Here is a 15,726-nt window from a genome sequence, read left to right as displayed (position 1 = left end):
ATCTTACCACTATTAAAAAAAATATCTTATGATAAAAAAAATCTCATTACAATTATTAATCTTACTATTGGTTTTTAGTTGTGCTGAAAGTCCAAAAGAGGCAAGTGTTATTGTTGATAAGTCAATTGATATTTCAGGAGGGAAAATAATTGAAAAATCAATAATAGACTTCGATTTTAGAAACAGGCATTATAAAGCAACTAGAAATAATGGTTTATTTGAATATGAAAGACAATTTCTAGACTCAATAACTGTCATTAATGATGTGTTAAATAATAAAGGTTTTAAGCGATTTATAAATAATGAATATGTTGAATTAGCAGAAAAACGAGAACAGGCTTATTCTAGTTCAGTAAATTCAGTCCATTATTTTTCTGTTTTGCCTTATAGTTTAAATAGTGAAGCAGTAAATAAAAGTTATTTAGAGACAATAACTCTAAAGAATAAAGAGTACCATAAAATTAAGGTTACTTTTAACGAAGATGGAGGTGGAGAAGACTTCGAGGATGTTTTTATTTATTGGATAAACACAGAAAACTATAAAGTTGATTATTTAGCTTATTCTTACAGTGAAAACCACGGAATGGGACTGCGTTTTAGAGAAGCATATAACGAGAGATATGTTGAGGGTATTAGGTTTGTAGATTACAATAACTATAAGCCAAAAAATGGAGATGCCACTTTAGAGAATTTAGATGTTTTGTTTGAAAAAGAAGAATTAGAATTGCTTTCTAAAATAAAGTTAGAAAACATAAAAGTCAGAACCAAAGCTATTTAATAAACAATAAATTGCTAATTATAGTGTCATTAAAAACGGTAACCGTATATAGGTTAGCGTTGTTATTGTCATCAATTTGTTTGTAAGTTTTATTTTTTAGGATCTTATTTACAAAAGATGGAGTTGAATTACTATGTCCAACAACCAATACGTTTTTGCCTGCATTTTCCTTTAAAAATTTATTTATATCAATTGCATTGGAGTTATAAATAATAACTTCTAGGTTGTTTTGTTTAGCAGTAGGTGCTGCAGTTAGTTTTGTTCTGTGATAGTTAGTTGAATAAATAGCATCAAAAGCTACATTTTTAAAAACTTGACTCCATTTTTCAGCTCGTAAAAGTCCTTTTTCGTTAAGTTTTGGATTTTTATTGGTAATGTCAGTCCTATCTTTTTCTGCGTGTCTTATAAAATAAAATGTAGATATAGTTTTATCATCTGGTGTTTTAATAATTGTTGTTTCCTTTTTGCAGGACGTCAAAATAAAAAGAGTACAGAGAATAAAAGATAATAGGTGTTTCATACTTCAGTTTTAAGCTAATTCAATAGCAATTTCAATCATGTCTTTAAAAGTGGTTTCGCGTTCTTCACTAGAAGTGCGCTCTCCTGTTACAAGAGAATCTGCAATAGTTAAAATAGATAAAGCATTTACATTGTGTTTTGCTGCAACGGTATATAAACCAGCTGTTTCCATTTCTACACATAGCACTCCAAATTTTGACCATTTTTTGTACGATTCAAAATCATCAGCATAAAACTCATCAGAAGTAAATACATTACCAGCTTTTATTTGGATATTTTTATGTTTTGCAGCTTCAATAGCTTTTTGAAATAATTCAAAATTAGCAGTTGGTGCATAATCTGCTCCACCAAACCTAAGTTCGTTTAATCCTGAATTTGAAGATGCCGCCATGGCTAAAACAATATCTCTAATTTTAATATCTTTTTGGTACGAACCAGCACTACCAACCCTAATTAAGTTTTTTACGCCGTATTCTGTAATAAGTTCATGTGCGTAAATAGATATGGATGGAATCCCCATACCAGTTCCCATAACAGAAATATTTTTCCCTTTAATCTTACCTGTGTAACCAAACATTCCTCTAATTTTATTGAAACAAACAGGGTTTTCAAAAAAAGTTTCAGCAATCCATTTAGCTCTTAAGGGGTCTCCTGGTAATAAAATAGTTTCGGCTATATCTCCTTTTTTGGCTTCAATATGTACGCTCATATTTTAATATTTTGAGTTTGAAGATTTACCAGTTACAATTTCAATACCACTTGATGTTCCTAAGCGTTCTACACCAAGGTTAATATATTCTAGAGCTGTTTTAGCATCTTTTATACCACCTGATGCTTTTATTTTTACTTCATTTTTTGCTACACACTTCATAAGTTTTATATCATGAACGGTTGCTCCGGCAGTACCAAAACCAGTTGATGTTTTTATAAAATCTGCACCACTTTGTATGGCAAGTTCACTAGCTTTAATAATTTCGAGTTCTTCAAGATAGCAAGTTTCTAATATAACTTTAAGTATTTTATTTGGCATTATATTTTTAACAGATTCAATATCTTTCCATACACCATCAAAATCTTTACTTTTTAACAATCCAATATTAATAACCATATCAATTTCATGGGCACCATCATTTAAAGCAGTTTTAGCTTCTTCAACTTTAGCTTTGGTACTCATAGCTCCTAAAGGAAACCCAACAACACTACATATTTTTATGTTGGTGCTTTTTAATTGAGATTGCGCTAAAGATACATAGCCACTATTAACGCAAACGGAGTAAAATTTATGTTCAATGGCTTCTTTGCATAACTTTATAATATCATTTTTAGTGGCATTAGGCTTAAGAAGTGTATGGTCTATATAATGGTTTAAAAGTTTCATATTGTTGTGCTTAAAGTATGCACAATCAAATGTATTAAACTATTATTAATTTAATGTATATTAGGAAGTGATATTTAACTGAAAATTTATGATTGTGAGTTCTTTATGAAGGAATCTGAATTAGAAATTTTATTCTTTTCTATACCTTGAAGATAGTTTTTGTAGATCTTTATATTTCTATTTAATTGCGCTTTATTTACGCTTTGTATGTTTATTTCTGTGCCAATTCTATCAGCTCCAGATTCAATATATTTTAAGGCCGTTTCGTAATCTAAAATACCACCAGACGCTTTTATTTTAGCTTTATCCTTAACTGTTTTTTTAATAATCTTTACGGCTGTTAATGTGGCTCCACTTTTTGAAAAACCGCTTGATGTTTTTATAAAATCTGCTTTAGCATCTAAACATATTTCACATGCTTTTATTATTTCGTTCTTGTTTAATTCTGAAATTTCTATAACCACTTTTAAAGGAATTTTACCTATAGCAAGTTTTACATCACTAATATCTTTTAGTACCGATACGTAATTTCTGCTTTTAAGTAAGCCAATATTAATTACCATTTCAATTTCATCTGCTCCATCTTCAATGGCTTTTTTTGCTTCAAAAACTTTTGATACTGTTGCCATAGTGCCCAAAGGGTAACCTATAGTAGTACATATTTTTACTGAAGAATCGTAAAGTAATTGTTTAGATAGAGCTACAAAACAACTGCCTATACAAATGGCATAAAACCCATCTTGTTTTGCTTCATTACATAGGTTTATTATATCTCTTTCTGTGGCAGATGGATGTAGTAAGGTGAAATCAATGTACTTTGATATTGTCATTAGTATAAGTAGGTTTTTAAAATGTTAATATTCTGATTTTCAGAAATTAAACATTTTGTTAGTTGGGTTTAAATGAGTGATTTGGGCACTTACATTTAAGCTAATTTATAAATAATTTCTGATACTTTTCATTAAAACTCACATTTTTAGATGAACTGCACATTCTATTATTTTAGAACTTAATTGTGTTATTATTATTTTATTATTTAGAATGTTTTTTTACTTTTTTTGTTTTAAATTTTTGAATTCGTTCTTCAAAAGTTTGAGAATCAACAGGATGATTTACAGATTTAAACAAATTTAGAAATTCAGTTGAATGCGTCTCTCTTTTTTGCAATAACAAATTAAAATGTACAAATTCACACCAAATAATCGATTTTATATGAGTTTTATCTTCATTAAACATACGCATTTCCACAAGTAATTCACTATTAGTGTATTTTATTAATTGAGATTCTATATACACTGTTTCCATTAAAAAAGCAGGTTTTAAATACGCTATTTGGCTACTGCTAGAAACCCAGCTTTTACCTTCTTTTCTTGCTATTTTATAAATATCTAAATTGTAGTTTTCTATTAAGGAATCTTCCCTATGGTTCATAAAATAATTTATATAACTACCATTATTTAAATGATTAAAAGGATCGCAGTCTTGAAATCTAATTTTCGTTTTTGTTGTTAATACTTTTAATAATTCGTTCATTTTAATTTGTGTTTAAAATATACCAATCGGTATATTTTTGGTTAAAAAAATATTATATTTTTAATTCGTTTACTATTATTCTATCTATGGTATCCATGGTGTCTTTTAAATAAATATCATCATCCATAGTGTAAGTCATGAAAATAGCACCTTGTATCATGGTATCTAATCGTTTAGCGAAATGCATAGCATTTACTTCTGTGGATATTTCACCAATTTCAATACCATCTTCTATAAGTGTTGCAACTTGATCTTGAATGCGTTCTATAACTTGTCTTACTTTTTGTAGAAGTAGTGAGTTCTGATTATTAGCATCAACACCAATATTTAAAACAGGACACCCACCAAGTTTTTTACTATAATCGTAATAATTTCTATAAAAATCGGTGATTAGAAATAGCTTTTTAATTGGAGAATCACCTTTTGAAATATGACTATTAATAACATTCATCATGTTTTTAATAGTAAACTTAAAGGATGCAATAGCAAGCTCTTCTTTATTTTTAAAATTACCGTATATAGAGCCCTTTGTTAAACCTGTAGCCATTGTAATATCTGAAATGCTAGTTGCAGCATAACCATTTTTGTTAAAAATAGGCGCTACAGTCTCTAAAATATATTTTGACGTTAGTTCAGCTTTTGTAGTCATATTTAACAAAGATATAAAAAATATACCAATCGGTATATTTTTTATATCTAATTAATATTTTATTGAACAGCTGTAACCGAGTATCCTGAATTTCTTAATAATTGAATAACACCTTCTTTACCCGCTAAATGACCCGCACCAACACCAAAGAAAGTAGGTTGTTGTTTAGAATATTCTTTAATTTTAGGTATCCAATTTTTATTCCTGTTTGCTAAAAGTTTATCTTGATGCTTTGAAACTGTTACACTGTTTTTATCATTCATCATATCAAGCATTTCAGAAATATTTTCACTTTTGTAAATAGCTAACATTTTAGCAAAACTTGTTTTGTCGTATTCAAGATTATCTTTTGCCATTCTTAACAAATCAGATATTTGATCCTCATAAGGAATATCATCAAATAATTGTAATTGCTCTTCAATAGTTTCAAGACCATTTACTTCCTCTTCTTGACTTTTTGCAATTTTCATAAGTTCCATTTCAAAGGATTGCATAGGGCAATCTATCATTTTTGGATATAACATGGCTGATAAGAAAAATGGTTTTACATTTTGCATCATATTTACAGACATTCCTATATTTTTTAAAAATAGAGAATCTATAACGGTATAATCTTCTTCAGAAACATAATCTTTTATGGTCTTTCCATCTTTCATATACATACCACCCATCATTTTTGTTTGCATTGAAGGGTCGTCCATATCAAATTCTAAAACTACTTGAGAGGTTTCTTCTAGTGCTTTCGTAACGTCTTCGTCAAGTGATGCATCACAAGTAATATGGATAGTTCCGAATAAATACGAAGGCTTTTCTAAACCATTTCCAGTAATTTTCCAAAGTGTTGAGTTTTCTAGTTCTTGTGCGTTAATTGATATAATTGAGAAAACTGATAATACTAATAGTGATAATTTAAATTTCATATGTTCAAGTTTTTATTTCGACCTATCAGTATAAATATGGTTGAGTTTGTTACATAAAAAAAGCAACAATCATCTATTTAAAGATTCATGTTGCTTTTAAACCGTCTGCGATTAAACAGACAACCAACCATTATAAAGACTGTTTTAATTCATTTTTGTTACAGAAAAACCTATGTTTTTTAAAATTCTTCAGTAACTAAGTCTCCTTGATTTCTAAAAACCAGCTTATCATCAAAGGCATCTAGTAATATAATACTATCAGTTGTTACTTTTCCAGATAGAATTTCTTTACTTAAAGCATTCAAAACTTCTTTTTGGATTACTCGCTTTACTGGTCTTGCTCCATATTCTGGATTATAACCTTTTTCTGCTAGATAATTAATAGCTTCAGGAGTAGCATCAAAAGTAATGCCTTGTTGTGCTATCATTTTTGTTATACTTTTTAGTTGTAAGCCAACAATATCAACAATATTCTTTTTGCTTAGTGGTGTAAACATCACGGTGTCGTCAATTCTATTTAAAAATTCTGGACGAACCGTTTGCTTAAGTAAGGCCAAAACATCAATTTTAGCTACTTCAATGGCAGACTCTATATCTTTTGTAGCCTCAAAACGCTCTTGAATGATATTACTTCCCATATTTGAAGTCATGATAATAATGGTGTTTTTAAAATTAGCAACGCGCCCTTTATTATCAGTTAAATGTCCTTCATCTAACACTTGTAATAAAATATTAAATGTATCTGGATGTGCTTTTTCTATTTCATCCAACAGTACAACAGAATATGGTTTTCTTCTTACAGCTTCGGTAAGTTGTCCGCCTTCATCATATCCAACATATCCAGGAGGTGCTCCAACTAATCTGCTAACAGTATGACGTTCTTGATATTCGCTCATGTCAATTCTGGTCATCGCATTGTCATCATCAAATAAATACTCTGCTAAGGCTTTTGCTAATTCTGTTTTACCTACACCTGTAGTTCCTAAGAATAAGAAAGTACCTATTGGTTTTTGAGGATTTTGTAAACCTGCACGACTTCTTCTAACGGCGTCACTTACAGATTCAATAGCTTCTTCTTGTCCAACAACACGTTTATGCAATTCATCTTCCAGTTTTAATAACTTTTCTCGTTCACTTTGTAGCATTTTCGTGACTGGAATTCCTGTCCATTTAGCTACCACTTCAGCAATGTCATCATAAGTTACTTCTTCTTTAATTAAAGAGGTTTCAGCTTGTTCCTGTAATTTTTTTTGAAATACTTCCAGTTGTTCTTGTGCCTCTTTAATTTTTCCGTATCGTAATTCTGCTACCTTACCATAATCACCTTCACGCTCTGCTTTTTCAGCCTCTAGTTTATAGTTTTCAATATCTTGTTTTGTATTTTGAATATTATCAACTACTTCTTTTTCAGACTTCCATTTAGCATTAATTTCATTACGTTGTTCTTTGATATTTGCTAAATCTGAGCGTAATGATTTGAGTTTTGTTTCATCTTTTTCTCGCTTAATAGCTTCAATTTCAATTTCTAACTGCATAATTTTTCTATCCAAAACATCGAGTTCTTCTGGTTTTGAATTGATTTCCATTCGGAGTTTAGATGCTGCCTCATCCATTAAATCAATGGCCTTATCTGGTAAAAAACGATTTGTAATATATCTTGTAGATAATTCTACTGCACCAATAATAGCTTCATCTTTAATACGAACTTTATGATGTGTTTCATATTTTTCTTTAATACCTCTTAGAATTGAAATAGCACTCTCGGTATCTGGCTCATCTACCATTACTTTTTGAAAACGACGCTCTAGAGCTTTGTCTTTCTCAAAGTATTTTTGGTATTCATCTAAAGTTGTAGCACCAATAGCACGAAGTTCGCCGCGGGCTAGGGCAGGTTTTAAAATATTTGCTGCATCCATAGCGCCTTGGCCACCACCAGCACCCACAAGGGTATGTATTTCATCAATAAATAGAACAATATCACCATCACTAGTTGTAACTTCCTTTATTACGGCTTTTAATCGTTCTTCAAACTCACCTTTGTATTTTGCACCTGCAATTAGTGCGCCCATATCCAGAGCGAAAATTTGCTTATCAACTAAGTTTTCTGGAATATCGCCATCTATAATTCTGTGTGCTAAACCTTCTGCTATAGCCGTTTTTCCTGTACCAGGCTCACCAACTAAAATAGGGTTGTTTTTGGTACGTCTAGATAAAATTTGAAGTATTCTTCTAATTTCTTCATCACGACCAATTACTGGGTCTAGTTTACCATCTTTAGCTAACTGGTTTAAATTTTTAGCGTATTTATTAAGTGAATTATAAGTTTCTTCTTGACTTTGAGACGTTACGTTTTCGCCTTTTCGTAGTTCTTCAATTGCAGCTTTTAAACCTTTTTCAGTTACCCCTTGATCTTTCAACATTTGTGCTATTTTGCTGTTAGATTTAAATACAGCTAATATTAAATGCTCTACAGATACAAAGTCGTCTTTCATTTTTTTAGCAATGATTGAGGCTTCGTTAAGTGTTTTTCCAGCTTCACGAGAAAGCATGAGTTCGCTACCTGTTACTTTAGAAAAGCTTTCTAATTGCTTATCTAAAGCCTGTTTTAAAATTGAAACGTTTACATTCAGCTTTTTTAACAAGAATGGTAATACGTTTTCATCAACTTCGAAAATACCTTTAAAAATATGTTCGTTTTCAATTTGTTGATGGGAAAAGCCTTGAGCAATTTGTTGTGCTTGCTGTATGACTTCTTGCGATTTTATTGTATAATTATTTGGATTCATATAATTTGTTGTTTTCTTTTTACATTTACAACAACTATAGGTCAACAATCTTACCAATTGATTTTAAGAGACAAAATGTCTTGTTTAGCCTTGTTTTGAATGACTTTTTGTCTGTTTGTAAGATTTAGAATTTGTTTCGACTTAATTTGTGTTAATTAGATTTTCCATGTTTTTTTGGAAAGTATAAAAAGAAATTTAAAATGGGATTTTTTAGTAAAGTTTTTGGTGGTTCTGGTGAAGCTAAAGAAGAAAAGGTTTTACCTTGGATAGCATTGAATGATTTAAAACAATTAAGTGAAATTGAAAGTAAGTCTAAAACAAAAACTCAAGTTATCTTCAAACATTCTACTAGATGCGGTATAAGTAGAATGGTAATGAATCAATTTATAGATGCCTATTCGCTTACTGAAAAAGACTTAGATTTATATTATCTAGATTTGTTGAGTAACAGAGATATTTCTAATGAAATAGCCGCTAAATTTCAAGTTATGCACGAATCTCCACAACTTCTTGTAATAAAAAATGGAGTGGTGGTTGCGCAAGATTCTCATGGAGCAATTAACAGTATAAATCTTCAACAATTTATATAATACTTCTTAGGTTATTTTTTTAAGTATTTAGTAAACAGTATATTTAGATTGTAATTTTCTATAACAATCCAAGTATATGCGATTTCTCCCTGTTTTATTTTTTTCCTTTTTATTAGTTTTTACTTCAAGTTGTAAGAAATCTAAAAACGAATCAGTTTCAAGTTTCGATACATTAGTTTGGTCTGATGAGTTTGATAATAGTGGCGCTATTGACTCTACAAAATGGTTTCATCAAACACAACTACCAGCAGGTGGCGATTGGTATGGAGGCTTAATAAACCATTACACCAATAGATTAGAAAATACATTTGTTAAAGATGGGTTTTTAAACTTGGTAGCCAAAAAAGAAGTTTTTAACGACCAAGGAGAAATTAAAAACTACACCTCTGCAAGGTTAAATTCAAAATTCGCATTTACTTATGGAAAAGTAGAAGTAAGGGTTAAATTACCTACTGGAATTGGCACATGGCCAGCAATTTGGATGCTTAATAAAAATATTGACGAACCCGGAGCGTATTGGGAAAAGCAAGGTTACGGTACAACTTATTGGCCTGTTTGTGGCGAAATAGACATTTTGGAGCACTGGGGGGGTAAACAAAATCGTATTCAAAGTGCTGTTCACACAGGATCTAGTGCTGGAGATGATGTTGTAAATGTTGGAGGTAGAATTATTGAGAATGTATCAAATGAATTCCACATCTATGAGTTAGAATGGGATGAGAATAAAATGATTTTTAGTGTTGATGGTATTGAACATTATACTTATAAACCAGAAATAAAAAATGCAGATACATGGCCTTTTACTTCTGATCAATACTTACTACTCAACATAGCCATAGAACCTGATATAGATCCTTCCTTTGAAGAAAGTGCCATGGTGGTCGATTATATCAGAGTATATCAATAAATTTTAATGAAACAAAAAGCTTCTTTAAATAATAGTTTTAAGATATTCTATTTAGTTTTTATTCTTTTTTTCTGCTGCGAAAAAGATTCAATTACTAAAAATGAGGTAGAAGTTGATCAAATAGATGGTCAGTGGGATTTAGAGCAAATTAAGGCAAAAGGAACTTTAAGAGCATTAGTTGTTTACAGCGGAACAACCTATTATCTCTATAAAGGAAGGCCTATGGGTTACGAGTTTGAACTATTAGAACGCTTTTCGAAATACATAAACGTAACCTTAGAAATAATAGTTGTAAAAAATGTAACTGAGCTTTTCGAGAAATTGAATAATGGTGAAGGTGATATTATAGCACATGGTTTAGCCATTACACAAGAACGACAAACAGAAGTGTCCTTTACAGACCATTTGTATTTAACAAAGCAGGTTTTAGTTCAAAAAAAGCCTGTTAACTGGCGAACAATGAAATGGAGTAAACTAAACAAAGCCTTAGTAAATGATCCAGTAGATTTATTAGGCCATACCATTTCTGTAAGAGATAAAACGTCGTACAAAGAGCGAATAGATAATTTGTCAGGAGAATTAGGCGGAAAAATTCATGTAAAAATACTGCCAGGAGAAATGACTACAGATGAAATTATAGAACGGGTAGTTGAGGGAGACATTAAGTACACCATAGCAGACCAAAATATAGCAAGCATTATGGCAACGTATTATCCTATTTTAGATGTTAAGGTTCCTGTTAGTTTTTCGCAACGCATAGCTTGGGCTACTCGACACGATTCGCAAAGTTTATTGAAAGCAACAAATAATTGGTTATCGCAAATAAAAAGGAAGATAGATTTTAATGTAATTTACAATAAGTACTTCAAAAACAAAAAATACTTTAGAAGACGTATAAGAAGCAATTTTTATAGTATAAATAAACAGCAAATTAGTATTTATGACGAGTTAATTAAAAAACATTCAAAACATTTAAATTGGGATTGGAGACTTATTGCATCTCAAGTATATCAAGAGTCAAAGTTTGATCCCAGAGTAAGTTCTTGGGCTAAGGCATCAGGTTTAATGCAACTTATGCCAAATACCGCTATTGAGCTTGGTGTGACTAACAGAGCAGACCCAGAACAAAGTATTAAAGGCGGAACAAAATACTTAAAACAATTATGGAAAAATTTTGAACAAGTCAATGATTCCATTCAGCGTTTAAAGTTTACTATGGCTTCATACAATTGTGGATTAGGGCATGTTTTAGATGCTCGAAGGTTAGCCGAAAGTGAAGGATTACAAAAAGATGTATGGGATAATAATGTAGAAAATATGATATTAAAGTTAAGTAAACCAGAATATTATAACCATCCAGTAGTTAAATATGGTTATGTAAGAGGTTTGGAACCATACAATTATGTGAAGCAAATTTTTGAACGCTACCAGCATTACCAACAATTTATTGAAGAATAGATACTTTTAGAAAATAGGTATATCTACGTATTGACTTTCTGGTAGGAAAATTCTAACTTTAGCTTTATCATTAGAAATAAAACATTTTGACAGAAACCTATCGTATTATTACAGTATCTATCCTTTTACTGGGCTTAAGTTATAATCTATCTGCTCAGGACATTATTGATAAACTTTCGAAAAAATTATGTAAATGTATTGAAAAACAAGAAGTTAAAAATCCTAATGAAATGGGGCCTTGTTTTGAGGACTTACTGATAAATAATTGGAAAGAAATAAAAGAGCACTACAAAGCCGAAACAATGGAAGATTTAAATATGGAAGAAGTTGGAAATAAAATCGGTGTAAAAATGATTAAAGAGTGCCCTTATGTTTTAGATAACTTTCCATCTGGCGTTGCTGGAGACGAAGAAAAAGTTGAGAAACAACCTGATTTGAATTGCAAAGATTTGAAAAAAGGAGAATTCTATTATCTAACTGAAAGACCTGAAGTTGGAATCGTGGACACAACTTTTGTTACAATATCAAATAATATGTTTTTGGAACGAATGAAAAATGGAAAAACATACTCTCTTCTGAATATAATATGGAATGAAAATTGCGAATTTGATTTAATTTTTAAGGAAAGTAATGACCCAATGAAAAAGGAGTTAAGTAAAACTGGAGATGTTTACCAATATGAAATACTAACAAATAGTAGTGAATCCGTTTACTTAAAAACCACTTGGATGAACAGAAGTTATCAATTTGAACTAATAAAAATAAAATAACATATTACCTAAATGGCTATAATTAATTGCTAGTACATAGTTAATTCGGAAAATCCTTGCGCAAAAACACGTAAATTTTCATATACGAATAAGCTGTGTTGCTCATAAACAAAACGAAATGAAAAATAAAATTAAAGTATCTTTCGCTGTTATATTGATTTTAATAATAATCGGATGTCGAAACCCTGACAAAAAAGAAAAAGAGTCAACACAAAAAGAAACGGCCTTGATTCAAATGGAATTTGGAAAGTGGAATAGACAAAATGATAGTCTAGGAGTAGAATTAAACGTTAATAATTTCGAAAACTGGATTGACCTAATTAATCGAATTGAAATAATAGTCTGTAATGATAGTATACCGAAAATAACTTCAACAACAGACAGAGAAATTAAAACCATTTATTTCAGAAACACTTGTCTAAAAGAAGATTCTTTTAGAATTATTAAAACTAAAAATGTAATTGAAATCTATAATAATAAGATATTTAAAAATAACAAATCTGGTCTTCCTTTGGATAGTTTAGAAAATGTTTTAAGAAAAGATATTGAAAATAATGGAAAAAATTTAGATTTAAGTGAAAGTTCAGAAAAGCTAACCATATGTATTCAGTATGATGATAAAAATGAATTTAATAACCTGCCTAATATCTTAAATCAACTTACAGAAACCTATTACCGAATTACAAACAAAAAGGATTTGAAAATACTTTTAATTAATGAAAACTATTTTAGTCCACCACCAAGGCCAAAGACTAAATTTAAAAAATAAGACCATACACAAAAACGATAAGGGTAACTCAAGATCACATTATTAAAAACTACACAAAATTATTAAGTATTTTGTTTTAACTATATTTACAAATACCCTTAATTAACTAATCCATAATTTATGAAAGTTCGAATATCATTTATTTTACTATTTCTCTGTTCTCTATTTTTTTTAAACTCACAAAATACTCCAATAGCATATCAAGGAGCGCTAATTTATCCAATTAATGGAAACCCTATTGAAAATGGTACTTTACTGGTGCAAAACGGAAAAATAATTGCAGTAGGTTCCAATGTAAATATTCCACAAAATGCTATAGTTAATGATGTGTCAGGTAAAGTAATTATGCCAGGTTTAATAGATACACATTCCCATTTGGGAAATGGTTCTGGAGGCGATAGGTCAGGGGCATTACATCCTGAAGTTAGATTACTAGACGCTTTAAACCCTATGGCTGTAGATTTGATGAAAGCACGTTCTGGTGGCATTACTACGCTTAATATTATGCCAGGTTCTGGGCATCTTATGAGCGGACAAACCGTGTATATTAAAAATAAGCTTGGTAAAGTAATTGAAGATTTAACTATTTGTAATAATGTATCCTCTGAAATTTGTGGCGGTATGAAAATGGCAAATGGTACAAACTCTATTAGAGATAAGCCTTTTCCCGGAACACGAGCAAAATCTGCAGCTTTAGTAAGAGAATTGTTTATTAAAGCTCAAGATTATCAGAAAAAGCTAGATGCTGGTAAAAAAGATGCCTCAAAAATGCCAACACGCGATTTAAAAATGGAGGCACTTGTACAAATTTTAGAAAGAAAACGTATTGTTCATTTTCATACACATAGGCATGATGATGTACTTACAGCTATTCGCATATCTAAAGAATTTGGTTTTAAAATTGTGCTACATCATGTAAGTGAAGCATGGAAAGTAGCTGATGAAATCGCTGAAGCTAAGGTTCCAGTATCTCTAATTTTTATAGATTCTCCAGGAGGTAAAATGGAAGCTGTAGACCTTGATCCTAAAAGTGCGCCTTTTCTTGAAAAAGCAGGTGTAGATGTTGCTTTTCATACAGACGACCCAATTACAGACTCGCGCTTATTCTTGCGTTCTGCTGCTATTGGTGTTCGTGAAGGCATGTCAAAACAAAAAGCTTTAGAAGGTTTAACATTGGCAGGAGCTAGAATGCTTGAATTAGATGATAGAATTGGATCTCTAGAAAAAGGAAAAGACGCAGATTTTATAATTCTTTCCGGCGATCCATTAAGCGTTTATACACACGTTGAAGAAACTTGGATTGAAGGACAAAAAGTTTACGATAGAAAAAACAAAACAGATAAAGCATTTGCTGTAGGCGGATATCAAGTATATCCAGAAACAACTACACATGTTCACGATTAATATAGAAAATATGATAAAGTATATTTTATTTACAGCCAGTTTACTATTTGTAATTCAATTTACGGAAGCACAAATAGCAGTAAAAGGTGAAACTGTTTATACCGTTACTGGTGAAACGATTAAAAATGGTATTGTTCTTATAAGAGATGGAAAAATAACCAAAGTAGGAAGCGCATCTAAAGTGAAAATACCAAATGGTTTTAAGATTTATGAAGGAAAGGTGGTTACACCCGGTTTAGTTGATGCTCATGCCACTGTTGGGTTTTCTGGTATTTACAACCAAAAGTCAGATCAAATGCAACTAGATAAATCGTCTCCCATTCAACCAGAATTACGAGCCATAGATGCTTACAATCCTCAAGAATCTTTAGTCGCTTTTTTAAATTCAAATGGGATAACAACAGTACATACAGGACATGGGCCGGGTGCTCCAATTAGCGGTCAAACCTTTGTTGCAAAAACGGTAGGAAAAACCATTGAAGATGTAAAACTAGATGATGCTACCATGCTTGCTATGACTATGGGCGGAAGTGTTCATTCAAATTTTAAAACACCTGGAACTGTAGCTAAAGAAATGGCGATGCTACGTTCAGAACTCATAAAAGCTCAAGAATATCAAAAGAAATCGTCTAATTCAGATGCTTCTAAGCGTCCTGCTAGAAATCTTAAAATGGAAACGCTTGTGATGCTTTTAGAAGGAAAGCTTAAAGCATTAATTACCGCAAATTCATCAAACTCAATTATGACTGCTATTCGTTTGGCTAAAGAGTTTAATTTAAAATTAGTACTTGATGGTGCATCAGAATCTTACTTATTAATAGACGAGATAAAAGCTGCAAATGCTGAAGTTGTTTTACACCCAACTAAAGCCAGAGGTTATGGCGATATGAAAAACATGTCGTGGGAGACGGCAGGAATACTTGCAAATGTTGGTGTACCAGTAGCTATACAAAGTGGTTATGAACCTTATGTTCCTAAAACTAGAGTTATTTTGTTTGAAGCCGCTATTGCCGTTGCTAATGGACTTTCATTCAATGATGGATTAAAATCGATTACCATAAATGCTGCGAAAATTATAGGTCAAGATAATCGAATTGGCTCTCTTGAAAAAGGTAAAGATGGCGATGTTGTAATTTTTGATGGCGACCCTTTTGAGTATCTAACAACAGTTACCACTGTAATTACAAATGGTGAATTGAGTTATGAAGTAAAAAAGTAGATTGTGGTTAACTTACAATAAGACAAATCAAACTTATGATATAAAA

The 15,726-nt window shown here is 31.0% G+C and carries 16 protein-coding genes; 8 read left to right on the top strand and 8 right to left on the bottom strand.

The annotated features are described in order from the left end of the window. The first annotated feature begins 28 nt into the window (after positions 1–28). Positions 29–778, top strand: a complete 750-nt coding sequence (locus ABD939_RS10175) for a DUF6503 family protein (RefSeq protein ID WP_345167961.1) — start codon at positions 29–31, stop codon at positions 776–778. Here ABD939_RS10175 and ABD939_RS10170 read toward each other — a convergent pair. The 8 genes from ABD939_RS10170 to clpB form a co-directional block, all read right to left on the bottom strand. Next, entirely contained in the window at positions 771–1,298 is a 528-nt protein-coding gene (locus tag ABD939_RS10170; protein WP_345167958.1) for a SixA phosphatase family protein, read from the bottom strand. The two genes, ABD939_RS10175 and ABD939_RS10170, sit on opposite strands and share 8 nt — an antisense overlap. 9 nt (positions 1,299–1,307) lie before the next feature. Continuing rightward, positions 1,308–2,006, bottom strand: a complete 699-nt coding sequence (gene deoD, locus ABD939_RS10165) for a purine-nucleoside phosphorylase (protein WP_345167956.1) — start codon at positions 2,004–2,006, stop codon at positions 1,308–1,310. A gap of 3 nt (positions 2,007–2,009) precedes the next feature. Next, positions 2,010–2,675 carry a deoxyribose-phosphate aldolase gene (deoC, locus tag ABD939_RS10160; protein ID WP_345167954.1) on the bottom strand — a complete coding sequence of 222 codons (666 nt, stop codon included), beginning with the start codon at positions 2,673–2,675 and terminating at the stop codon, positions 2,010–2,012. 86 nt (positions 2,676–2,761) lie between these two features. Beyond that, on the bottom strand, positions 2,762–3,505 hold the full coding sequence (deoC, locus tag ABD939_RS10155) for a deoxyribose-phosphate aldolase (protein WP_345167951.1): 744 nt from the start codon (positions 3,503–3,505) through the stop codon (positions 2,762–2,764). A gap of 202 nt (positions 3,506–3,707) precedes the next feature. Beyond that, the gene (locus ABD939_RS10150; protein WP_345167948.1) at positions 3,708–4,208 is read right to left on the bottom strand and encodes an acyl-CoA thioesterase; all 501 of its coding nucleotides are present in this window, start codon (positions 4,206–4,208) and stop codon (positions 3,708–3,710) included. Between the two features lie 52 nt (positions 4,209–4,260). Beyond that, a complete protein-coding gene (locus ABD939_RS10145; RefSeq protein ID WP_345167945.1) occupies positions 4,261–4,857 on the bottom strand; it encodes a TetR/AcrR family transcriptional regulator in 597 nt (198 codons plus the stop codon). 59 nt (positions 4,858–4,916) lie between these two features. Further along, positions 4,917–5,777, bottom strand: coding sequence for a TraB/GumN family protein (locus ABD939_RS10140; protein WP_345167943.1), 861 nt, complete (start codon positions 5,775–5,777; stop codon positions 4,917–4,919). A 179-nt stretch (positions 5,778–5,956) separates the two neighbouring features. After that, entirely contained in the window at positions 5,957–8,563 is a 2,607-nt protein-coding gene (gene clpB, locus ABD939_RS10135) for an ATP-dependent chaperone ClpB (RefSeq protein WP_345167940.1), read from the bottom strand. Between the two features lie 200 nt (positions 8,564–8,763). Between clpB and ytxJ the strand changes: the two genes are divergently transcribed. The 7 genes from ytxJ (at position 8,764) to ABD939_RS10100 (ending at position 15,680) form a co-directional block, all read left to right on the top strand. Then, positions 8,764–9,153, top strand: a complete 390-nt coding sequence (gene ytxJ / locus ABD939_RS10130; protein ID WP_345167937.1) for a bacillithiol system redox-active protein YtxJ — start codon at positions 8,764–8,766, stop codon at positions 9,151–9,153. A gap of 76 nt (positions 9,154–9,229) precedes the next feature. Then, positions 9,230–10,060 carry a glycoside hydrolase family 16 protein gene (locus ABD939_RS10125; RefSeq protein WP_345167934.1) on the top strand — a complete coding sequence of 277 codons (831 nt, stop codon included), beginning with the start codon at positions 9,230–9,232 and terminating at the stop codon, positions 10,058–10,060. Positions 10,061–10,066: 6 nt separating this feature from the next. Then, on the top strand, positions 10,067–11,518 hold the full coding sequence (locus tag ABD939_RS10120) for an MltF family protein (RefSeq protein WP_345167932.1): 1,452 nt from the start codon (positions 10,067–10,069) through the stop codon (positions 11,516–11,518). Between the two features lie 86 nt (positions 11,519–11,604). Continuing rightward, positions 11,605–12,288, top strand: a complete 684-nt coding sequence (locus ABD939_RS10115; RefSeq protein ID WP_345167930.1) for a hypothetical protein — start codon at positions 11,605–11,607, stop codon at positions 12,286–12,288. A 118-nt stretch (positions 12,289–12,406) separates the two neighbouring features. Next, positions 12,407–13,057, top strand: a complete 651-nt coding sequence (locus tag ABD939_RS10110) for a hypothetical protein (protein ID WP_345167927.1) — start codon at positions 12,407–12,409, stop codon at positions 13,055–13,057. Between the two features lie 120 nt (positions 13,058–13,177). Further along, positions 13,178–14,461: an amidohydrolase family protein gene (locus ABD939_RS10105; RefSeq protein WP_345167924.1), complete on the top strand. Its 1,284-nt coding sequence runs from the start codon at positions 13,178–13,180 to the stop codon at positions 14,459–14,461. A gap of 10 nt (positions 14,462–14,471) precedes the next feature. Further along, positions 14,472–15,680, top strand: coding sequence for an amidohydrolase family protein (locus tag ABD939_RS10100; protein WP_345167921.1), 1,209 nt, complete (start codon positions 14,472–14,474; stop codon positions 15,678–15,680). Positions 15,681–15,726 lie beyond the last annotated feature (46 nt).

The sequence above is a fragment of the Algibacter aquimarinus genome (assembly GCF_039543265.1).
In the GTDB taxonomy this organism is placed as follows: Bacteria; Bacteroidota; Bacteroidia; order Flavobacteriales; family Flavobacteriaceae; genus Algibacter_B; species Algibacter_B aquimarinus.
The sequence above is the reverse complement of the archived record's forward strand: the minus strand, read 5'-3'. Positions and strand labels throughout refer to the sequence as shown.